This window comes from Candidatus Hydrogenedentota bacterium, assembly GCA_019637335.1.
Classification (GTDB): domain Bacteria; phylum Hydrogenedentota; class Hydrogenedentia; order Hydrogenedentales; family JAEUWI01; genus JAEUWI01.
On sequence record JAHBVV010000005.1, the window covers coordinates 40,965 to 64,374 of the forward strand.

14 protein-coding genes are annotated in these 23,410 nt (G+C 59.9%); 7 read left to right on the forward strand and 7 right to left on the reverse strand.

Annotation, left to right across the window (positions count from 1 at the left end):
* Positions 1-2 precede the first annotated feature (2 nt).
* The 7 genes from KF886_08170 (at position 3) to KF886_08200 (ending at position 7,055) form a co-directional block, all read left to right on the forward strand.
* Positions 3-794 (forward strand): CatB-related O-acetyltransferase, encoded by a 792-nt coding sequence (locus tag KF886_08170; GenBank protein MBX3177319.1) that lies wholly within the window; start codon positions 3-5, stop codon positions 792-794.
* Positions 795-880: 86 nt separating this feature from the next.
* Positions 881-2,035, forward strand: a complete 1,155-nt coding sequence (locus tag KF886_08175; protein MBX3177320.1) for a Coenzyme F420 hydrogenase/dehydrogenase, beta subunit C-terminal domain — start codon at positions 881-883, stop codon at positions 2,033-2,035.
* 28 nt (positions 2,036-2,063) lie between these two features.
* On the forward strand, positions 2,064-3,371 hold the full coding sequence (locus tag KF886_08180; protein MBX3177321.1) for a hypothetical protein: 1,308 nt from the start codon (positions 2,064-2,066) through the stop codon (positions 3,369-3,371).
* Positions 3,368-4,369 carry a glycosyltransferase family 2 protein gene (locus KF886_08185; GenBank protein ID MBX3177322.1) on the forward strand — a complete coding sequence of 334 codons (1,002 nt, stop codon included), beginning with the start codon at positions 3,368-3,370 and terminating at the stop codon, positions 4,367-4,369. Before KF886_08180 ends, KF886_08185 begins: the two co-directional genes overlap by 4 nt.
* Complete coding sequence (locus KF886_08190; protein MBX3177323.1) at positions 4,366-5,316, forward strand: sulfotransferase; 951 nt, start codon at positions 4,366-4,368, stop codon at positions 5,314-5,316. The genes KF886_08185 and KF886_08190 overlap by 4 nt, the downstream gene beginning before the upstream one ends.
* Before the next feature lie 32 nt (positions 5,317-5,348).
* Positions 5,349-6,008: a polysaccharide deacetylase family protein gene (locus KF886_08195; protein MBX3177324.1), complete on the forward strand. Its 660-nt coding sequence runs from the start codon at positions 5,349-5,351 to the stop codon at positions 6,006-6,008.
* A gap of 492 nt (positions 6,009-6,500) precedes the next feature.
* The gene (locus KF886_08200) at positions 6,501-7,055 is read left to right on the forward strand and encodes a peptidoglycan bridge formation glycyltransferase FemA/FemB family protein (protein ID MBX3177325.1); all 555 of its coding nucleotides are present in this window, start codon (positions 6,501-6,503) and stop codon (positions 7,053-7,055) included.
* Between the two features lie 54 nt (positions 7,056-7,109).
* Here the strand turns inward: KF886_08200 and KF886_08205 are convergent, their stop codons facing one another.
* The 7 genes from KF886_08205 to KF886_08235 all read right to left on the reverse strand — a co-directional run bounded on the left by KF886_08205 (position 7,110) and on the right by KF886_08235 (position 23,017).
* Entirely contained in the window at positions 7,110-8,072 is a 963-nt protein-coding gene (locus KF886_08205) for a class I SAM-dependent methyltransferase (GenBank protein ID MBX3177326.1), read from the reverse strand.
* Between the two features lie 109 nt (positions 8,073-8,181).
* Positions 8,182-12,264 (reverse strand): tetratricopeptide repeat protein, encoded by a 4,083-nt coding sequence (locus tag KF886_08210; GenBank protein MBX3177327.1) that lies wholly within the window; start codon positions 12,262-12,264, stop codon positions 8,182-8,184.
* Between the two features lie 333 nt (positions 12,265-12,597).
* Positions 12,598-15,069, reverse strand: a complete 2,472-nt coding sequence (locus KF886_08215) for a hypothetical protein (protein ID MBX3177328.1) — start codon at positions 15,067-15,069, stop codon at positions 12,598-12,600.
* Positions 15,066-15,734 (reverse strand): exosortase-associated EpsI family protein, encoded by a 669-nt coding sequence (locus KF886_08220; protein ID MBX3177329.1) that lies wholly within the window; start codon positions 15,732-15,734, stop codon positions 15,066-15,068. Before KF886_08220 ends, KF886_08215 begins: the two co-directional genes overlap by 4 nt.
* Positions 15,735-15,837: 103 nt before the next feature.
* Positions 15,838-18,459, reverse strand: coding sequence for an exosortase (gene xrt, locus KF886_08225; GenBank protein MBX3177330.1), 2,622 nt, complete (start codon positions 18,457-18,459; stop codon positions 15,838-15,840).
* Complete coding sequence (locus tag KF886_08230; GenBank protein MBX3177331.1) at positions 18,456-18,854, reverse strand: UDP-N-acetylglucosamine--LPS N-acetylglucosamine transferase; 399 nt, start codon at positions 18,852-18,854, stop codon at positions 18,456-18,458. Before KF886_08230 ends, xrt begins: the two co-directional genes overlap by 4 nt.
* Positions 18,855-19,390: 536 nt before the next feature.
* Complete coding sequence (locus KF886_08235; protein ID MBX3177332.1) at positions 19,391-23,017, reverse strand: PKD domain-containing protein; 3,627 nt, start codon at positions 23,015-23,017, stop codon at positions 19,391-19,393.
* Between the last annotated feature and the right edge of the window lie 393 nt (positions 23,018-23,410).

The window sequence follows — 23,410 nt, forward strand, 5'->3', positions numbered from 1 at the left end:
ATATGGAAACCATGGAAAGCAAAAACTCCAAGGCCAATCCCGATTTGGAATGCGCGGAACGGATTTCGTTCGCCACACTCGATAACGAGGATGGGCTTCGCCGGTCAAGCCGCGCGCAGGTGTTGGCGCGGGCGTGCGGCGCGTTGCGCAAAAAAAACCGGCGCTTGCTTTCCATTGCGGCCCGGATGGAAGGCGGTAGCTTCTTCTCGTACACATTGAGACAGGTCCTGTTGCGGCGGCACGGGGTATATGCGGGTGCGTACAGCTACGGTGCATGGACCGAGCCCGGAGCGTTTCCAGCAGGTGTGGTGATCGGGCGTTACGTATCGATTGCGGCCAACGTAAAGGTGTTTCTGAGAAACCATCCCTATGAGCGACTTTCCATGCACCCCTTCTTCTACAACAATGCGCTGGGATTTGTTAAAGAGGATACCATTGAGACGGGGAGTCTTTGGATAGGGCACGATTCCTGGATTGGTGAATCGGCCATCATTACGCCGGGATGCTCCCGTATCGGTATAGGGTCGGTTGTCGGAGCGGGCGCTGTGGTTACAAGAGACGTACCCGATTTCGCCATGGTGGGGGGAAATCCCGCCAAGGTCATCAAGTACCGGTTCGAAGAGCCCGAACGTACTCGAATTTTGGAGAGCCGATGGTGGGAACATACAGTGGAGGCCTTGATGCCGTATCTTGCGGAGTTTACCGCGCCCTTCGTCCAGATTGGCTCTAACCATCCATTGTTGACAGGCGCATTTCGATCATCTCTTGGAATCTCAGAAAAGGGGCATGCATGAGAGTCAGCAGTATTCAAGGTGTCGTCGATGCGCGCCTCTGCAGCGGCTGTGGCGCCTGCGCCTATGCGTCGCCGGAGGCCATCACCATGGTCGATATCGAAGCTGAAGGCCGGCGCCCGAAAATAAATCCGAGTCACGAGGTCGGCCCCGACGCATTGCGGGTTTGTCCCGGGGTCGGCCTCGCCCACGCCCCGGCAATGCCGGGAGATCCGTACATTCCGGAACTGCGTTCCGCGTGGGGGCCGGTCCTCGGCGTCTGGGAAGGCTATGCGGCGGATCCGGAAATCCGGTACTCTGGATCCAGCGGAGGCGCGGCCACGGCGCTCGCACTGTACTGCCTGGAAGTGGGCGGCATGAAACACGTGCTGCACACGGCGGCGCGCAGCGATGCGCCCTATTTAAACGAAACCGTGACAAGCCGCACCCGTGCCGATTTACTTCGCGCCACTGGATCGCGTTACGCCCCGGCCAGCCCGTGCGATGGCTTGCAGACTATAGAGGACGCCGGTGGCCACTGCGTGTTCATCGGCAAACCCTGTGACGTGGCCGGGGTCCAGAAAGCATGCAAGCTTCGGCCAAGGCTGGACGAAAACCTGGGGGTGACCATTGGATTCTTTTGCGCCGGCACCCCGTCGACGCGCGGCACGCTCGAGCTGTTGAGACGGATGGGCGTGGAAGAGCCATCCTCACTGGTGAGTCTTCGTTACCGGGGCAATGGGTGGCCGGGAAAGGCGACCGCCGTGTTTCGCACCAAGCGAGCTGAAGAATCGCGGGACTTGACGTATCAAGAGTCCTGGGGCGATGTGCTTTCGAAGCACCAACAGTGGCGTTGTAAGCTCTGCGCGGATCACACAGGTGAATTCGCGGATATCGCAGTCGGCGACCCCTGGTATCGCACGATTGAAGAGGGTGAGCCGGGACGTTCGCTGATACTTGCGCGGACCGAACGGGGCGCCATGCTTGTGCTTGCGGCCGCGAAAGCGGGTTTCCTTGAAGTACACGATGCGGATCCAGGCATATTGCCAAGTTCTCAGCCAAATCTATTGCGGGCTCGCGGGGCTCTCTGGGGTCGATTGCTCGCGTGTCAGCTCTTATGTGTATCATATCCAAAATATGTGAACATTCCACTATTTAAACATTGGTGCGTTCAACTAAATATACTCCAGAAGCTTAAGTCTGTATTAGGAACAATTCGGCGGATACTGACTCGAAACACAACTTTGGATCTCCGTAAGTCCTAATCGCCACAGTGGTTCGAGAGGCAATGGGATGGATGTATACATCGTCGGAATCAGAGAGTGGCACAATCAGACTACTTTGCATCCATTGGGGCTGACCGCGACACTTGTACTGGCTTTACTAATACTTACGCTACCCCGCCGGTTTGCGGTCTTGCCGATGATCCTGCTCGGATGCTTCATACCAGTTGCGCAGCGTATAGTTATTATGGGCAACGACTTCACCTTGCTCCGGATCCTAGTGTTATTCGCATGGGTTCGTTTGCTGGCTCGCAATGAGTACAGTGAGTTTAGATGGAATTCACTCGACTTGATGGTTGTTTCATGGAAGCTAAGTGGAACTATAATACATACGCTCGCATATGGTACGCTTTCGGCATTCATAAACCGTTGCGGATGGGTATTTGACGGAATTGGCATGTACTTCTTTTTTCGCTGCGTATGCCGCAGCAGGGAAGATATTATGTTTTTGGCGCGCTCATTTATGCTAGTTAGTGTTCCCGTTGCCATAGCCTTCCTGGTTGAGCGCTCAAGTGGTAGAAATATGTTCTCAGTATTTGGCGGTGTTCCGGAGATTACCGTAGTGCGGGATGGGAAACTACGTTGCCAAGGGGCATTTTCGCACGCAATACTAGCTGGATGCTACTGGGTGTTGACCATGCCGTGGATGATCGGAGCAATGACGCGCGGACGCACATTGTTAGGCATCGCAGGGCTTCTGTCAGGTCTAATAGTCGTAGGTTCTTGCGCGTCGAGCACGCCAGTGTTGGCGTTGGGATTCATGGCCATTGGAATGACGTTGTATTTCGTGCGAGAACAAGTTCGGGCAATTCGCTGGACATTCTTCCTGGTATTGTGTGTGCTTCACCTTATCATGGAGAAGCCAATATGGCATTTGATCGCCCGCGTCAATGTGGTGGGCGGTTCGACAGGCTTTCATCGGTACAAGATAATGGACGCCACAATCGAAAACTTTCCAAAGTGGTGGCTGCTTGGGGAGACAAACCCCATGAGTTGGGGGGTATGGGAAATGCGCGATGTTACAAATCAATACATTCTAGAGGGATTACGCGGTGGGTTAGTAACGTTGCTACTTTTCATAGGAGTAATCGTGGCTGCATTTAGACTGGTAGGGAGGGCTCTTGCGACAGAGAAGGATTCCGTCGTTATTTGGAGCTTAGGGGCAACATTGTTCGTCCACGCGTCGATATTTTTCTCGATTTCGTATTTTGGCCAGTTGATGATGCTGTGGTATCTTACTCTTGCCTTAATAGGCAGTTTGCCCGATATACTGAGATTAGAGAAAACCACGAACAGTGGCCTAGAGAATCCTGTATGAAGCATAGTGCCGAACAATTATTTCGCATTGATGACGTCGATGGAGCTGTACTTTCGATCATCATCGTAAACTGGAATGCGAAGCCCGAGTTATGCGCCTGCCTGGGCTCACTAAATATGGAGGCTTGGGGTGCCGCCATAGAGGTGATCGTCGTTGATAACGCGTCATCCGACGATTCCGTGGCCGTAGTAAAAGCTTGCTTTCCTTATGTTCACGTATTGGAGAATTCCACAAACAGAGGATTCGCCGCTGCGAACAATCAAGGGATGAGACAGGCAACCGGAAGGTACATACTATTACTGAACCCAGATACCGAACTGCGAACGGACACGTTGGAGGCCACGCTGACATATCTAGGTCGGCACCCCGATGTGGCGATCGTCGGCTGCCGGTGCATTCGAGCCAACGGCGAGATTCAGTCAACCACCTTTCGTTACCCGAGGTTGTCCGATGTTTTCATAAACGTTTTTGTGCCTAATTCAGTGATGCGCCGGAGTAAACTATTGGGGCGCGCAAGGTACGTGGGCGTCGATCCGGGACGTGAGCGCAATGTTGAAGTGATCGCCGGTTGCTATATGTTTTTCCGGCGACAAGTGTACGACACGATAGGCGGTTTGGACGAGCGGTTTTTCATGTACGGGGAAGAGGTTGACTGGTGCTATCGAGCAAGTGCGGCCGGATTCGTGATTCGTTACGTCCCGCATATCGAAATAACGCACCTTGGCGGCGTAAGCGCCGCGCAATGTGCGGAGGAAATGAGCTTGGCAATGGCTCGAAGCCAACTTTTGCTCATCCAGAAGATCCGCGGGACATGTGCTGCCTACGTGGCAAACCAACTCATGTTGTGGCGTGACGTCACAAGAGTCACAGTCTATGGGCTTGTATCATGGCTGCCGTCGGTTCGGCGCCTTGTGGCGAAGGAAAATGTTTCAATTGCTCGAAAGCGCTTACCAGTATACGTAAGAGGGCTCGTTAAGGCAGATTGGACTAATGAATGAAAAGAATCTTGATCGCTCCGATTCGGGCCGCAGCTACAGGAGTGTTGTATCCAGCAGAGTTGTTCCTGCGAAAGGCATGTAGAACAACGGTTAGACCCTGCTTCATCATTGGGGCACCGCGATCCGGTACGACACTCTTCTTCGAGGCCCTTGTAACGCGCTATAATTTCGCATACTTTTCAAACTTTGCACACAGGCTTCCCTACACGCCGGTCGCCGCAACTATGATTGCAAGAAATGCAATTGCCCGGCGAACCAGTAGTTTCTCGAGTAAGTACGGGCATGTCGCGGGATGGGTGGCTCCAAATGAAGGTGGATGGATTTGGAATCGATGGATTCCAGAGCGGTGTCACCTGACTGAGCATGATCTTCACGGCAGGCGAGTAGGTGAAATGCAATCGACGGTGAGCGGTGTTGCTACAGCACTAAGATCGCCATTCGTCAGCAAAAACGTGATGCATAGTGTCCATATGCGGTTGCTAGATGCCGCCTTTCCTGGGTGCAAGTTCATTCACATAGTAAGAAACAAGGTAGATAATATTCGATCCTTGGTACGTCTCAGAGAGAGTGGTGCTAGACTGCGTCCGCCGGAGAACTGGGTGTCGGTGAAGCCCCTTGGGTGGGAGCGGTACGCTTACGAGCATTACGTCATTCAATGTAGTGCCCAAGCTTTCCTAACAGATAGAAACATAGAACTGGATCGCGAGATCATTGGTAAAGACCGAGTCTTTCAGGTGAAATATGAGGAATTCTGCAGGGACCCAAACCACGCAATGGACAATTTGCGAGATTTCTTGATAACGGGAGGTATAGTTGTTCAAGAGCGGATTAAACTTCCAAATTCATTTGTGATTTCTACTGGCCATAGACTCCCAAACGGGTATGAACAGCTAATTGAGCAGTTCGTAGTTGAACACACTTCTCTTCCTGGCTTGGAGGGAAAATAGACTCAACTCATTGCCAACCAGGGAAGATAAGTGTGAAAAATGACAATTATAGAGTAGTTCTTACAGGGCACGGGGTTGGGGAGCCGCCCGCCACCATTAGGAACCCAACGCGAGAAATGTGGATGTCCGAGGAACACTTTGTACGTATCCTTGATGCCTTAGCGCCGACTTCAGAACTGACGTTTGACGACGGATTCAAGTGTTGTTTGGAAATCGTTGTGCCATTACTAGTATCTCGAGGTATTAGGGCAACATTCTTCGTATCTTGGGGTCACGTTAACACGCCAGGCTACTTGTCCGAAGAAGACTTGCGCGAAATGTGCCGACTTGGGATGGAGATCGGCACTCACGGGATGTATCACCGTCCTTGGAAGAAGCTCAAAGGGATTACTCTAAGGGAAGAAATAATTGATGCGAAAAGCCAGCTAGAGGATGTCTTGGATAGGCCTATCACCAAAGCTGCATGCCCATTCGGGGCATATGATCGGAGATCGCTAAAGGCCTTGAAACGATCTGGAATCGAGAGCGTTTACACAAGTGATCGTGCGCTGTGGAGGTCGAAGTCCCCGATCATTCCACGTTATACAATCAGAAGCTCGGATACACACAAATATATTGAAGAAGTGATATCTGGAAAGCACGATGCGTCTATCTTGGGCAAAATTAAGATGTTTGCAAAGCGCTGTCTATAACAGGAGAGTAAAGTGGCGTCTAGTGTGACTTCGAACGTGTGGATGGAGCCTGTTGACCGGAAGAGTTGGGAAAGCAGCTTCGTAGGATTTTGTGACGCGAACTATCAGCAAACGTGGGCATACTTGGATGAACTAGCGAATAGGCGTGGGTGCAGTCATGAGGAATTTGCATTCTGGTCGAAGGGGGAATTGATTGGACTCGCGTCCGCACGTGTCTGGAAGTCGCCATTGTTTGGATTTGGAGTCGCTTACATCGCGGGTGCGCCAATTGTCAATCGATGTCAAGTGGGAGACTTGACTCGATTGAGCGACTGTTTGAGATGTTTAATTGAAGAGTACGTGGTAGGGAGAGGGTATTCCTTACGCGTGCTTCCTCCGCTTGGTGACTTGTCTTGGAATCAGGCTGCCAGCGAGAGCATGAGAAAACTAGGGATGATAGAAAGTCGCGGTAAGCGGCGATATCGGACCATATTGCTTGACCTGAATCGGTCGTTGGACGAGATTCGGCGCGGTTTGGCGCAAAAATGGCGGAACTGCCTAAACTCTGCGGAAAGGAGCGGACTCGGTGTTAGTTGGACTACTGATAACTGTGCGTTTGCCGAATTTCGAAGGCGGCACGACGAGTTCGTGTCGAAGAAGGGCTTTGCACTTGATCTCAATTCGGAGTTTTTCTGTGCGGCTAGAATGAAAGAAGAGAGCTCCCCAACGCTGGAAATCGCAATAGTAGAACTAGATAGTCAACCTGTCGCAATGCATTTAGGAAGCTACGTCGGTGATACAGCAACGTATTTGTTGGGTTTTTCCGAATCAGTTGCGCACTCGACGAAGGCGACATACTTGTTGCATTGGGAGGTTATAAAGAGGGCTCACGGTGCCGGACTAAAATGGTATGATTTGGGTGGGATTGACCCTGACGAAAACCCTGGGGTATTCAAGTTCAAGAGCGGTTTTGGAGGCAAAGAGGTTGTATCCTCAGGGCCCATGGATTTATACCCTGGACTATTAAGTCGTTGGGCGTTGAGGGCAATCGAGTCCGTTAGGCGCTGAAGAAAGTCATAATCAAAATTGGTGTGCCCAAGTGTGAATGAAATCGCTATCCATTCACGATTTCCTTCTTATGTAGAATGATCCGGGTGGCCGTTCAGTGGACAGTTCCGGCACAACTGCGCCAAGTTCGTTCGGATGGTGGTGAAAGAGGTAGTTCAGGGCTCCCACGACTTGCCAGGAGGCATTGTGGCTCAAAAAAGCCTCCAGAAGATACTGTTCATTCCAGAACCTGACGTCCCGAGCAATCCATTGTTCGGGGTAGTTCTTCGGAGAAAAGATGTCGTGGATATGCACGATTACACCAGGTTTCAGGCTGGGCAAGAGCTCTAAATACTCGAAGAGCACATCGCCTTGCGGTCGGATTATGTGGGAGGAGTCAATGAAGAGAATATCATCCTCGTCGAGTTCGAGGAAGAACTCTCCGCCAACGTGCTCGACTGGCTTCCGGATAAGCGTTACGCCAGACCCGTCCAGCCATGGGCTCTCAAACGGCTCGATGCATACGTGTTTGCAAGCGTAATCAGGGTCGTCCTCGCGGTTCATTTCGAGAGCGAGCCGCGCGACGATCGTGGAGTTCCCACTACCTATTTCGAAGATTCTCTTCGGCTTAACCGCCCGTATGATCTGGTACCAGTAATCCGCGTCGCCGTAGGAAAAAAGGGAGTTTTGATACGAGAAGGGGGGTATACCTTCCAGCCTTCTGCCTTCCAGTTCCGCCAGTTCTCCGAAATGGGTGAACTTGCCTAGCATCCTCAGCTGCCCATCAACATTCCAATCAATTCCAGGGAGGCTTCGATCTTTGGCATAGCCACCCGCCAACTCTCTGTGATCAAATTGGGGCTCGTAATAGTGGTTTACCAGGGGGAAGACCCCTAGCCTAAAGAGGGCGTTTTTGCACAGCGGTAGCCGATGGACGCCGATCCGGCGAAATAGTTTCATTGGAACTGCACCAGGAAGCAAAACCATTAGCAGGAGAACGTCCAAAATGGCGTAAAGCTTCGGGTGTCTATTCCTCATTAGCTGGCTCTACTCGCCTTGGCGGCGGATAATGGTCGGACCAATTGCGTAAGCGAAGTCCCCCTATTCTAAACATCTGACTCATCGGAGTAAAGGCCTCGTATCGAGTCTACAATCCCACGGTCGTAGGCGATTGTCCAGGATTCCCAGCCCCCAACGCCGCCTCCGCCTTTTTCTGCTTGAACAGCTCGACGCGGTCGGTCCATTCGCGGTTTCGGGGTTGTAGCTCGGCGGCTTTTTCCAGCGCCTGGATGGCGGCGTCGAGGTCGCCCCGGGCGGCGTGGACCTGGCCGAGGGTGTCGTGGTAGTTGGCGTTGTTGGGGTCGGCCTGGGTGATCTCCTGCGCGAGCTGGAGGGCCTGGTCGAGGTTCCTTTCGCTGGCGACATAGCGCATGGCGAGGTTGTTCTTGGCGACGTTGAGGGTGGGGTCAAGCTCGAGGGCGCGCCGGTAGTGTTCCTCCGCGGCCTCCGGGTTGCCGTCGCGTTCGGCGGTGACGCCGAGGGCGAAGATGGTGCGCCCGTCTACGTCGGGGCGGCTCGCCAGCGCCTGGATGAGGCCCTCGGCCTTTTGCTTGTGGCCCGCGTCGCTGGTCTTTGCGGCGAGCTCGTACCACGCCGACGCCAGGGCGAGGCGCTCTTCGATGGCGTCCTCGGGGATGAGCGGCGCGACCTGGTCCAGCCATTCCGCCGCGAGGGCGTTGTCGGGGAGGTCGAGGACGGCGAGCTGGATCCAGAGCATGCGCCAGGGGCTGGCCTTGTCGAGGCGCGGCTGGATGAGCTCCGCAGCCTCGGGGACGCGCCCGGCGTTGATGAGGGCGCGGGCCTGGCTGGCGAACATGGGGGAGAACTGGTTCGGGTCGCCGCCCTCGCGCGCGAGGTAGGGGCTGATGGTGTCGATGGCCTCGCTCGACCGGTCCAGGCGGATCTGCGCCGTCGCGATCATGAGGTCCGCCGCGTCCGGGTTGCCCGGGGCGCGCCGGCGCCATTCGCGTGCCGCGCCCAGCGCGTTCACCCAGTCCTCGTTCGCCGCGTGGGCCTCGGCGGCCAGCAGCGCCGGCTCGATTTCGTTCGGGAAGTCGCGCATCGACTGGCTGGCGAGGTCGGCGGCGTCCTTGTGCCGGTTGAGGGCGGCGTACAGGCGCACGAGCTGCATTTTGAGCGTGAGGAACGTGGGGTTCTGCTCGGCGAGCCTGCGGAACTCGATAGCGAGCGTCTCCTGGCCCGTGGCGGCGCTGTCGCGGACAACTTCCAGCGCGCGGAGGGCGCGGTCCAGGCTACCGGGCTGCTCGATGGCGGCGAGGATGAACGGCGACGCGATCGCGTTGTCCCGCAGGCCTTCCAGCAGGTCGACCTTTTCGTTCAGGGTCGCGAAGGCCTTTTCATTCGGACACGCCGCGTGCGCTTCGGGCAGGCGCGCGAGAGCGTCGTCGATTTTCCCGGCGCGGACGAGGTAGGCGAGGTTGCGCCGCCAGATAATCGGGTTGTCGTCATCGGCTTCCAGGGCCGCCTCATACCAGCGGCCCGCTTCCGCTGGATCGCCATAGAAGCGGTTGAATTCGGCCAGGATCATCTCCCGCACGCCGGCGGGTGTCTCCTCCAGGGCGTCGAGCCGCGCCAGGACCTCCCGGCCCTCGTCTCGACGGCCCTGGGAGGCCAGCAGATCAGCCGTGAACTCGATCACGCTGGCGTTCGGTTCCTCCTCCAGCACGCGCCGGCAGATGGCCTCGGCGTTGTCATACTGGCCGGCGCGGCGGTAGAGCTGCGCAAGCAGCATGTCGCGTGGAGCCTCGCGTTCTTCTTCCGGGTGCAGCTGTAGAAGCACATCGATCGCGCGCTGCACGTTGCCCTGGCGCGCGAGCAGCGCGGCGGCGCGGCGGCGGTCGGCGGGCTGTGCGGTCGGCGTGTTCAAGACATGGTCCAAGTGGATGGAAGCTTGATTGCCCCGCCCGCTGTCGCCGTAGAGGCGCGCCAGCTCGAAGCGCACGGCGGCGGAATCGGGCGCGATTTCCACGGCCTGTTCCAAACGGTCGATGGCGCCCTGGGCATTGTTCAGGCGCTCCAGGGCGGTGGCCAGCAGGGTGTAGCGCTGGGCCTCCGGGAGGGAGGTGCGCAGGGTGTCGTTCACCAGCGCCGCCGCTTCCGCCGCCGCCTTCTGCGACGTATCGGTCAAGAGCAGCCAGCGCGCCCGTGCGACGCGCCAGGTGACCGCGCCTTCGCCTGTGATGGTCTTGAGCTTCTCGATAACCCGGTCGATCAGCGCCGTGTCGTCCCAGGCGCGCCGGGAATCGAGAATCCGCTGGAGCACCGCGGCGTTGTTCATGTCTTCATCCACCACGGCGGCCCACGCGGCGGTTGCGTCCGGCGAGCCGGCGGCGTCGAGGTACTGGGCGGTCATGAGCTTCCACTGGGGATTGTCCGGCGTTTCGGCGGCGGCTTCGTCGAGTAATCGCCGCCCGGCGTCGGCATCGCCGCTCCGAAGCGCCGATAGGGCTTGCGCGAGCACGGTGGCCGGCGTCTGTCCGACGGAGGCGCCGATGGCGTCGAAACAGGCCTGCGCCAGGCCGAGGCCGTGCGTATCGCTTGTTTGCGCCAGCTTGAGCAGCGTGGCCTCGGGCAGGGGCTGGAGCGCGTCGAGCGCCGCCTGGAGCTTGCTTGTCGCGGTTGCGGTGTCGCCCTGGCGCGCGTACAGCTCCACCACCAGCGGCAGTGTGCGCGGCTCGTTCGGACTCGCCTGCTGCACCTGCTCCGCGAGGGCCAGGAGCTGGCCAATCCGATCCTCGGGCAATGCGTCGATGTTCGACCCGATGATCTCCGCAGAGGCCGCCGCCACGCTCACATTTTGCGGCGCCCTGCGCATCGCCTCCTGTACCAGGCTGACCGCCTCCCCATGCCGCCCGATGCTAGCGAGCAGCCCCGCCCCCCGGAGAATGGGATCGATCCATGCCGGCGCCGCGCGGACCGCGTTCTGCCAGGCGACGATGGCCTGCTCCCGCTCGCCGAGTTGTTCGTAGGCGAGCCCCTGGAAGTAATGGAAATAAGGATTGCCCGGCTCGGCCTCCACAGCCTCCGAGCAAATTTGCACCACCTCCTGCGGCGATCCGGCGCCGCCCAGCCACACCGCCCGGAGAAGCGGGGCCCAGGCATCCGCCACGGTATCGTCCGAGCGCGCATCCAGTTCCGCGGCGATGGTTTCAAGCTCCGCAGTGTTGTTCTCGCGCCCGAGGGCCATCCCCCGGATCGCCAGCAACGTCGAATCCAGCTCCGCATAGGGCTTTTCGCCCGTCTGGGCGAGGACCTCGGCAATGTTGCCGGACTCGAAGAGCCGCTGGCAGTAAAGCTGGCGCAACTGGACGTTATCGGAGCCGGGCGCGGTCCGCGCGAGCAGCCCCAGCGAGTCATCGTAAAGCCCGAATCGATTCAGCAGATTGACCGTTACCGGAACATCGTCCGAGCCGGCCTCGACGGACTGTGCGGCTTCCCTGGCGAATTCACGGGCGCGGCCGTTGTCCCCCGCGAGTTGGTGCGCCACCGCCTGCACCAGCTGATACTTGGTGGTTCCCGGTTGGAGGCCCGGCTGGTTCCCGGCGTAAGCGAGCATCTCCGCGTCTGGGGCGGAGGCGTTCTCCATAAGCGCGAGCACCAGGAAGTGGTTGTCCGTGTTCTCCGGCGCGACTTCCGCGATCCGGCGGGCGCGCGCCAGGGCCTCGTCGAAGCGGCGGAGCATGGCCAGGGCGCGTGCTTCCGCGCCAAGCGCCCGGACATCGCCCGGGTCGCGCTCAAGGACCTTCTGCGCCAGGTCAAGCGTCTCCTGGCCGTATCCCGCGAGCACGTAAAGGTCGAGCAGTTCGTGCTGCGCCTTCGTGTAATTCGGATCGATCTCCAGCACCTGCAACAGGAGCGCTATCGACTGCGAAATGTGCCTCGCGTTGGGCAGAGGAATGTTCAAACGCGCGTGCGCGTACTCATAGAGCGCCTCGGCATCCTCCTTCTGACCGAATCGCTGGAGATAGGAGCCGAGACTATGCAACGCATCGCGATGGTTGCCGGCCTGGGCCGCTTCCATACCGCGCTCCCGGTTGGCCAGCGCGCGCTGGTCCAGGAATTGCTGGCGGAAAAATACCGCGCCACCGCCACCCGCGACTATTACTACGAGGAGGGTGACCAGGATGATGATGCGGTGTTTTCTGCGCATGAGCGATGTCTCCTTCGGGCCTGAGCCGCTGTGCTTCCGGGTCCGGGCCGTCAATTCCGCGCGCGGACCGCATTCCCCCGAGCCGATTTCAATCGGCGTTGGCTGCAAAAGTTCATACGATTGGGAGGGCGTTGCAAACGCCGCTTCCCGCGATGTCCTGGTTAATTGAAACTACGCAATGGATTCCCGCATCCCTGCACAGGGCCATCGCGATGCCTTTGTTCCTTTGTTCGCGCCGAACGCACATACGCCATGCCGGCGACCGGAGCGCGTGGCGCAATGGCGCTGGCGGCCCCGCCATCTCCCATTTGAGCTTCACCCTCCGCGCCGCAATCAAACGGGCGCGCCGGCCTCGGAGAAGACCGCCGGGTGCATCGTGGAGAGCCACACCGACTGCGGAAGCGGCCCGTACCGGGCAACTGTCTCCAGAAGTTCATTCATATTCGCGGCGATGGGTTCCTCGTGCTCATGTTCATGCGGATGCGCTTCCCGCTTGCCGCCGGAGACGGTGGAAGACGAATATCGAGAGCGTTCGATGTCGAGCGCGTCCGCGCGATTGAACACCAGGCCGACCACGGGCACGTGAAGTTCCTGCAGGTACTGCAGGGCCCGCTGTATATCGCCGCCCTGGTCCCCGCGCGACGCCACCATGATGACGCCGTCCGCGCACGTCGCCATGATCGTGGCGTCCGTCGGCCCGGGGACGGGACCGGCGTCAATGAGGATTACGTCGAAGGAGGCGCGCAGTTCGTCCAGCATGCGGCGCACCACAATGGGCGACATGGCGTGCGTCCGGGCGCCGTTGCGCCGGGAGGCCGGAAGAATACTCAAGTGGGGCACGCCCACATCCGCCAGACAGTTCTCCACCGGTTCCCCGGCCAGCGCGTCTCCCAGCCCAAGCCCGGCGTCCTTCTGCATGGAGAGGCCCTCCTCCAGATCCTGCTCGCTGATATAACCCAGCTCCAGAAGGGCATGGCCGATGGGGCGGCCGGAGCCCCGGGCCATCTCAAGCGCGTGGCGCGACTCCTCCTCGGTAATCACTTCGTACTTGCGGAGCACGTGGCCGAGTTTGCGCCGGGCCGTCGCGCCGGTGCGGCGGGTAAGGCCCGTACCAACCACATCCCCATCGATAATCAGCGTCCGCGCGCCGGCCGAGGCAAAGGAGAGCCCGAGTGACAGGGCGAAACTGGTTTTGCCGGCGCCGCTGTTGGACGCCGTGATGGTCAGGGCCAGGGGCTCGTGCGGCGGCATGTGGGCATGTAGAATCGTCCGGATCTGATGGACGCACTGGGCGGCGGAAAAGGCCTCCAGGGGATTTCCGATCGCGTCCGGCAGGAGCGGCAGCGCGCCGAGAAGCCTGGGCCGGATATCCTGCGCGTCTTCGATGTCGCGCAGGCGGGAATTGAGGAATCCGAGCGCCAGAACGAGCGCGACGCCTATGCCGCCCCCGGCCAGACCGCCCAGAATAGTGAACTGGGTCCGGCGCTTTGCGTTCGACGGCCCGGACGGCGGCTCCGCTTCACTCAAAACCGTGATGCGGCCCCCCAACGCGGCGGTGGACTCGAGGCTGAGCGCTTCGATTCGGGAGTTCGTGAGGCTCAGGCTCTCCTGAAGCCGGGCCAGATTGCTGCGAAGCTCACGTAACCTGAGATTCTTTCGCCCGATATCGAGTGTCCTGGTTTGCGCCTCGTCGTACATGCTTTGAAGCCGGTCCACGCGCGCGCGCAACTGATCGGCGGTCATGGCCGGAAGAAAATTCTCGTCGGCGCCGGCCGCGCCGGGCCCCCACAATATCGGGTTCTCCCGGTACGTCTGGGCGTACGATTCGATTTCGGCGTCCTGCAACTTGAGCGACTCTTTCGCGAGCCGGTACTCCGGGCGCGACTCCGGACGCCGCATCGTGGCCTCGAACGCATCGATCTCCCGCTGGATCCGCTTCTTCTCGTCGAGCAGGCTCTGCATCCGGCGGTCGCGCAGCGCTATTTCGTCAATGGTCAGCTTGGTGTGGTCCAGCGCGTCGGATTCGACGGGCTCCTGAGTCCCCGAACCGAACGCACTCAACTGAAGCTTGGCGGCTTCCAATTCCGACTGCAACGTCTGCACATTGTTCACTTCAAACGCGTGGGCCGCCGTGAGATCGTCGGATCCGAATTCGTGGGCGACCTCGAGTATTTGTGCGTCCAGTCCGTCGATCTGATTGTTCAACGAGCGGGCGCGTTCTTCCAGGAGTTGCAGGCGCTGATTCTCCCGGGCCTGGTCGGTTTCGCCATATATCGTCGTATAGGAGTCCACCACGGCCTTGGTGGCCGCGCGCGCGCGCGCCGGATCCCCATCGGTAAAGCTGACTTGGATAAGCTGGCTGCCCCGCGGTTGGACCACCTTCAGATTTTCCATGAAGTCCGTAAAGGCCTCCACGGAGTACTCGCCGCCCACCGACCGCCAGGTTGTGGTCTGCATGGCCATCTCGACGACCCGGCGGCTGGTAATGAGCGCCACCTGCGTATTCAGGAACGAGTCGAACATGGGCATCATGCTGTTCTGGTCGCTCTCGTACAGGATCTTCGGCAGCACGGGCGCAATCCGAATGGTGGAATTGCTCGTATACTCCAGCGGGAGCGCGAAGTAGCCGATGGCCGCGCCGCCCGGGCCGAGAATGCAGGCGAGAACGATCGCAATGAGATACCGGCCGCGCAACAGCTTGTGCACGAGCAGGAGCGGGTTCTCCGCCGGTTTGGGCCCTTCCATAGGGTGGGTCGGGCGCGGGGCGCCGGGATCGGCGGGCGCGGGAATCAATTCTCGGCTCATGAGGGAATTCCTGCCTGTACGGCGGCGAGCCAGGGGGCGGCCGCCTGGTAAAGCATTTCGTAGGTCTCGCGGCGCTCTTCTTCCGGCAGCCCGGCGGTCACGATGAACTGGACACTCGCGCCGCCGTAAAAGGTGAAGCGCCGATCGCGCGCCATGCCGTCCAGCAGGTTCATGTCCGGCCCGATTCGGCCGTCGGGCAGCACGGTAAAATGCAGGACTTCGAGCGAGCTCGACTGCTGGAGCAGGTCGTACGCGAAGACATACTCGGTAGCTGACTGTTCGCCGTCCGCTGAAGCGAAGGACTGTGGCGAAGCCGAAAGCTGGCTCCAGCCCTGAGACGGGTAGCAAACCGGCGGATAGTGCCCGAGCAAGCTTCTCGCATCCGCGCACTGCACCAGCAGCAGCGTCGCCGTGTCGCCGGTGATCAGGTGCCGGAAAACGCGGCTCACGGTGCTGTTCGCATCCAGGATTCGAAGCGCCTCCTGGCGGATTTCGGTATCCGTGCCCACCCAGTTCCCGACGTTATAAGGGATTTGCTCCACAGCCGCGCGGATGCTTTCGTGATAGGCGTCCACGCCCGCGGGAACACGGTGCCGCGCGGCGTTGCCAGCCGCAACGCCCGCCAGCAGAGCGCATGTCACCACGGGGGCAACCAGCTTAATCATGAAATCCTCCAGTACTTCGAATGCCCGCGCCCGGCCAACCGGTTCATGTCCGGCCGGAGCGCGCCGCGCCACCCGCCGGGGCTGCCATTGGGTCGAGCCGGCGTCATGTTTGAGAGTGTTTCGGCGCCACAAGGGGCGCCGCCGAAATGTCGTCTTTCGCCTCGGGATCTTCGCGCAGCGCCCACGTGAACAGGGCGTTGACGCCGATTAGTCCGAACAGCGCCACGGGCATCATCGCCCAGCCCATGAAGTCGTGAAAGGCCTCCGCTGTTTCCATGCTGGCGTAGCCGTAGAGATAGACCGTGGGCACGAGCCGCACCACATTGACGATGATCGCCACCACCGGGCTGGCCATCAATATCAAGAGGCGCGTTCCGGGGCGGAGTTCCGCGGAGAACGCATAAAAAAAACACACGAGCGCCAGCGCAAACACCATGCGTATGCCGTTGCAGGCCTCCGCGATGCCCACCGAGACGCCGTTCACGATCAAGACCTTGCCGCTCAGCGTTACCGGTTCACCGACCGTCTGCAATAAGTAGGCGGTCATTTGGGCGGTGATCGTCTGCATGGGCGGCGCGATTTGCGCGCGCACTATGGCCGGCACCGGGATCAGGAACAGAAGCACCACAAACGCGGGCCAGAGCCGGTACAACGCCTGGCGACCGATCACCGACGTGATACACCCCACGGCAATCAGGATCGCGCCAAAGTGCCAGATGCTCTGGTAAAGCTGCACATCGCCAAACCCGTAGAGAAACCAGCCAATAATTACCATCACGGGGCCGAGCCACGTGCCGGTACGCCGCGCGCCCGCGACATAGTCGCGCCGGATCCACGCGAGCCAGATCGCGGCCGGGATAGCGAGCAGGACATGGCTCGATTCCTCGTCCCGCATCCCGAGCCGGTGAATGTCCAGCCACGCATCGGAGGCGACCCAGACGCCCGCCGCGGCGAGCAGCGCCGCCATCGCCAGGATGGGCTTTTTCCAGTATCCACTGATCCCTGCCGAACCAGCCCCTCCCGCGGACGGTTCTGCTACGTTCACTGCCGCTGCTTCCTCCTGTTTAACCGCTTCAATCGCCTCCGGTTCCCGGAAACGAAGGCCCGCGTCCTTCAAAGTGCTCACCACCGCGGCGGCCTTGGCCGCCCACGTTTCGCCGGCAACCCGCGCCCGCAATACCGCCGCGTCGGGCGGCGATTCCAGCGCGGCGCGCACCGCTCCGGCGAACTCCGCCGGCGTCTCGGCAACCGACACGTACTCATTATACCGCATAAGTTCGTCAAATGGGGTGCTGACCACCGGACGCCCCACCGCCAGGTACTCCTTCAGCTTCACCGGGTTGCACGCCTTGATCCACGGGCTGCGGTTCCACGGCATGATCAGCACGTCACACGCCGCCATGTAGGCGGAGACTTCCTCGTACGGCTTGCGCCCGAGCAGGTGCACGTTCTCCAGCGCGCACCAGCCTTCCGGCAGGGAGCACCCGCCGACCAGCACAAAGGAACATTCCGGCATTGAGCGCGCGACCTCGAGAAAAAGTTCCGGGTCGAAGGTATGCCTGTCAATCCCGCCCACAAACCCGACTCGGGGGTGGGGGATGGAACGCACATCCTCGGGCTCCGGCCCGCCGGCGGCATTCGAGAAGGTATCGTAGTCCACGCCGTGGTCCACGAAGCCCGCGCGCAAGCATTCGTCGCGCTCGTCCTCAAAGACGCTCGTGGAACAGAAAACCGTCAAGTCCGCCTGGCTCTTCAGGGAAAGGTCGTAGGCGCGAATGCGCTCGGTGTTAACACCGGGGTAGTGTTCGAATCTGTCGGTGCGCTGATAGACCACGGCGGCCGCGGGCAGCCGCTCGATGACTTCGGCAGCGGGTGGGCAGGCGGCCCAGATCAGTGGATTGTTGATTCCCATCCAGGCAGCCGAATCTTGAACTTGTTCAATCAAATGGCGCTGCGCCCATGTTGATTGGTGAAACTTCGGTACCGAGACCGGACTCAGTACGCCGAAATTGGGGCGAATCAATTGCAACCCGCGCGACCAGCTCCGCAACTTCCGGGCGACTCGACCGAAAAAGACCCTTCCTTCTCCCACGGACGGCGTTCGCATCCCTATGGAATTCACGTAGAGCACTGGCATGTGCCGGCTCAACTCGCGCATCATCTGTATGTCGTAGTGTCCGCGGTTGTGGTACCACCAGTCCACACCACCGAAGCAAATGACCCCATCGATTGGGCGGGTCGCGCTTGGGTTATCAAGAAACTCGCCGATTGCATCACAAAGTTCACCGGTTGCGTATGGGGAGATCTGATGGCGGGCCTTGATGTCCGTCAGGCAGGTGTCCAGCCGCGCAGCCAGTTCGGATTCGTCCCAGGCAACGCTTACCAGATCCAGATGCTGCAGCTGTTTGGCCGTCGCTACCTGGTGATCGTTTCGCGTTTCCAGCAAGTCGCCCCGCCGCGGCATGACCAGGATCGGCCGTCCAGCCTGAAGCGACGTAATAATTGTCCCCATACCGGCATGGGCAACCACGACATCGGAGGATTGAACCAGCGTACGGAGCTGATCGGGAGTCACGAACTTGTCCCAGCGGATGTGCCGGGGTTCGTAATCCGTTTCGCCAATCTGAGCGTATACGTAGGCCTGTGTATTCCTGCCTGCCCATTCATCCACAGCCCTGATCAGGCGGTCGAACGGCATCTGGGCGCCCACAGTAACAAAAATCACAGCACGGCTCCCTTGCAGCGAAGGCCGATCTTGTCCACCGCCAGGTGAGGCCATTGCGTCAGCCACAGATCGGCGTACGGGCCGACCTGCGAACCCGAGCGCGACATGCGCTCCACGTTGGCGACGCTGTCGAGCCAGATCGTCTTCGCGCCGAGCATCTTGGCAATGCGCAGCGCGAAATAGCCGGGGGCGGCGCCCGTGGATATCACGATTTCAGGCCGTTCCATCAGCACGATATATAAGATCTGAAGCGCCTGGCGAACGAGTTTAAGCTTGTTCCAAGCCGTGGCGTCCACGATCGTGTACAGCTTCAAGCCCTTGATATCGCACGCGTACGCGGCGTTGACCGTTACAAACGTCACATCGTGCTTCTCGAGCAGGTGGAACAGCCTCATCAACTGAACCCAATGGCCTCCGCCCGACGATACAGCCAGCACCTTCCGCCTGACTTTGCGTCTTTCCACTTCGCAAACCCCTCGGTAATGAACGAAGCACAACGTTTGGGCCGTCGAACGGCCCACGCGCCTGAACTCCCCTTCGCACCGGGAGACACGCGCTATCGCGTTTCATTCGTTGTTGGTTCGTACTGACCTACGTCGCCCATCCCAGAAGACATCATGTAGATGCAGGTTTTGTGCCAGAACATAGTGCCTGAAATTCAACAACTTAGACAACAAATTCGCACATAAGAATCAAGAAAGAACAAGGAGTACTCAAAAAAGAACAATAAGTTTCAACACTTCGAAATCCGACACAACGCCCTATTCGCATCGAGATATGCTTCGGACCGACCGCCATGTGTCGGCGCGTGCGTCATGCTCCGACTTCCCACTGTAACCAGCAAGTCTCGGAACATCTCCATAGATTCTACATGAATGCGGGCTCTTGTCAAGTCTTCATCCGAGCCCGTATCCAATTACAACACATAATCTTAACGAAACGCGATGTGGCGCGCCGTCACGGCGGAAGTAGCCAGGACTGCCAGACTCGCCGTAAGCACATCGCCCCAGAATACGCGCAGTCCGGATCGGACTTCCTTCGCGAGCCGACACCCCGCGGGTTCCGGAGCGCGCCCCTCAAGTTCCTCTCGCGTCAGAAAGTTATCGCCATTGGCGTCGAGCGCCTGGAATTGCGCCTGGGTCAGATTCGGGATCGCATTACGGGCTTCGCCGAAGCTTAGCCGGCCATCGGCGTCGCTATCGATGGTCTCAAACGCGTCCAGCAGCACCTGCGCGGGATTAACGGGCTCGCCCTCGCCCTCACCCTCACCCTCACCCTCGCCCTCGCCCTCGCCCTCGCCCTCGCCCTCGCCCTCACCCTCACCCTCACCCTCACCCTCACCCTCACCCTCACCCTCACCCTCACCCTCACCCTCACCCTCACCCTCACCCTCACCCTCACCCTCACCCTCACCCTCACCCTCACCCTCGCCCTCGCCCTCGCCTTCGCCTTCAGCCCCGCCCGACCCGGCGGTGATATAACCCCGTCGGACGATGGTGTCGCTGCTGCCCGGGGCGGTGACACTCAGAGAGACGTCAAAGCGACCGTCTCGTGTGTAAACATGAGTTGGGTTGGCTTCAAAGCTCGTGGCGCCGTCGCCGAAGTTCCAGAACCAGGTTTGCACCGTAGCGCCTTCCACCGTTGAAGCATCACTGAAGTGCACGGTCAATGGAACCGGCCCACTGGTTATACTTGCGGTGAAGTCGGCCACAAGGATGATCTCACCTTCACCTTCCCCTTCCCCTTCCCCTTCACCTTCTCCTTCCCCTTCACCTTCCCCTTCACCTTCCCCTTCTCCTTCTCCTTCCCCTTCTCCTTCCCCTTCTCCTTCTCCTTCTCCTTCTCCTTCTCCTTCTCCTTCTCCTTCTCCTTCCCCTTCCCCTTCCCCTTCGCCCTCGCCCTCGCCCTCGCCCTCGCCCTCGCCCTCGCCGCCACCATCGTCGGTCACGATAAGCCAGACTTCCGCCAGTTGACAGCCGCGTCCGCTTACCAGGTCCCACTGCAACTCCAGTTCCCCGTCGGCGGTAGCGGCCATGGGAATGTCATACTCGCGCGGGGGGTAAATCTGGGTACCCACGGGGCCGTGGATTTCCATTCCATCGGCGCTCAAGGTCATGGTGGGGTTGAAGCGTCCCGCGTAGGTCGCCTTGACGCGGTATTGAGCGTTGGGATTCAGGCCGGTATAGCGCATTATCAGCGGTTCCCCGTACAGCGTGTACGCCTGATCCTGCCAGGACAGCCGCCCTCCGCCGCGGGTAGCGCTCGTGATGTCCAGGTTGTGCCAGGTGAACTCCTGCCCGGGAGACTGAACGTGCCCGGGGTCCTGTTCCCACGTGAGCGGGCGCACGAGGCGGGGCGCGCGGTCAATTGTGCCGAGGTCGTCGTAGAATCCGCCGGGGCCCGGCTCTTCCCAGTGTACGATCTCGTGAATTCGCGCGAGTTTTTCGTCCTCGCTCGCCATCGCCGCAATACTTTCAAACTGGTTCAATAAGAAGGGCCGGTCATTCGTCGGGTGGTCCAGCGTGTCCAGAATCGCGCCCCGTTCCGGGTTTCGCGCCAGGTACGGCGCATTCACGCTGGGCTGAAAACCGATATCAACCCACAAGCCATCGCACAAGGCAACGATCCGGTTGCGCAGCGCCTGCAATTCGGCGGGGAGCGTGTCGGCCTGCGCCAGCGCGGAGGCGGCGTTCGCCATGGCGTTGGCCGCGCCCGTGGCGGCGGCCTGGGCCAGGGCGGCGTAGGCCTCGGCCTCGTAGTCCGCTTCCAAAAGCGCCCGCTCGCGGATGTACGCATCGTAGTACGCGCGCACGAGGTTCAATTTCCAGCGCCAGTTCGATTCCAATCCGGGGTGGTCGGCTTCCAGGGCCTGCCACGCGGCCAGCGTACCATCGACTCCGGTGTTCGTGAGCACGGGGAGCGTCCAGTTCTCTTCCAGTGCGAGGATGCCGGCCGTCGCTTCTTCCGCCACGCCCGGGCTGAAGAAGAAGCGGGTATACTCCTCCATCATGGCCTCTACAGACATCGAACTATCCCAGCCGCGCATACTCCAGACATGCTTGTTCACATCGTCGTGGATGCCATCGGAATACGCGATAAACCCGATCGTGCTGGGCGCGTGTTGGTTGTGGATATGCGCGGTGTCCGCCGGCCGCGGATTGATCGCTTCGCGCCCGAGCAGGTGGGCGAAGGCGCGGTCAAAATCGCGCTGGGGGAACTGGCACCGCACGTTGTGCGTAATGTCGGGATAGTGGCGAATGGGGTACTGGTTCGGGGTGCGGTCGCGCGCTTCCTGAATCGTGTGCTTCGTCCACGGGCCGTAGACCACGCCCGTGAGCCAGCTGGGCATTTCGTTTTGGAGATATGCGAAGAATTCGTCGTTCTCCTCGTGTTCGAAACCCTGGTTGGAGACCCAAAGCTCCGCCCCGGGGAAATAAGATCGCAGGAGCGTCCCAAGCTGCGCCAGGTAGTTCATCACGTCGCCGGGCGCATTGCTGCCGGGGTCGCCGCCCGGCACAAAAATGGCATCGAGCCGCGGCAGTTGCTGAAAGAGCGCCTCGCTCGCCGCAAGATTTGACGCCGTGGCGCTGGGGACGATCCCTTCGATCGGCGTCCAGATCCAGTAGTCGATATCATACTCCGCGCAGATCTCGCTGATGTTAACGTGCATTTCCTCCGAACTGGGCGGAAAATGCGGGCTGCCATCTCCGGAAAACACGTTCTCAATCGCATTGGTTCCGAAAATGACCAATTCCCGGATGAACTGTGCGTACGTGTCGCGGTCCCAGGCGTCGTAGGCGTTGGCGGTATGCCGGTAGCCGAGTTGGTGGCCCCGGAGCGGGTAGTCCGGGATGGAATCGATCGCAGGCGCGGCGGGAAGCGTCGCGCTGCCCGGGCCCCATTCCATCAGGCGCAGGAGCTTGCCCGCCCCATAGAGCGCGCCGTGCGGATCGTGGCCAACAATCCAGATCGTCGTGCGGTCGCCTTGCACCTCCGAGAAGATGCGGAAACTGTCCGGCGCCGGCGCCGAGAGGAGGCCGGTCAGGTCTCGGGTGGTGATGGCGATCGACAGGCCATCGACCGGCACGCTTGTCGCCAGCGGGAGCGAAAGCCCCGTTCGTTTCTCGATCTCCTCGGCGAGTACGATGGCCGCCTTCGATTCCGCGGCGGGCCGCGTGCCCGCGTTCGTGACAATCGTGGCGCCCGACAGGTCGATGCTTCCGTTGGCGGGCGCGCTGGCGCCGCCAACGACAATGAAATCCTCTTTCGTGACCGAATAGTCCACGCCGCCCACGGTGACGGTCAGGGAAACGTCGTAGCGCCCCGGAGCGCTGTAGGCATGGCTCGGCTCGACGGCGACGTCCGTGGCGCCGTCACCAAAATCCCACACCCGCGCGGTAATTTCGCCCCCGCCCGCATCCGTCTGATCGGAAAACGTGACCGGTAAACCATCGATCGTGAGCGTGACGTCGGCGGAAAAATCAGCCGTGACCTGCGCGGGCGCAAGCCCCGCAGTTCCGGCCAGGAGCAGAAGGGCGCTTGCCAGATATCGCATCATTTACATCTCCCCGGGAGCGGCGCGAACGCCCCTCTCCCCATGTTCCTCCACCGCACGAATGGCGGCGAATGTTCCCCCGTGGCCCTACGCGCGACCGGTCCCTCGCTGACGCGAAATCTCTTCATCCGGTTGGCGCATGAACAGCTACCCCTATCGTAGCAACAACAGCCTGGTCTGGCAATGAAAAAGTCGGCTCATCCGGTTTGAAGGTACATCGGCAACGATGGCGGCAAATATGGGTAGTTTGCTCGGTTCTCTTTTCCGGACGGCGATGCTATGAGCGTATACAAGATTCCTTGGACCTTGTCTGTAGCGCAGACGGTATACTCGGTAGAAGAACTGGATGCCAACGCATTCTTTCGGCCCGAAGGGCCAACGGAGTTCTCAGCCCCG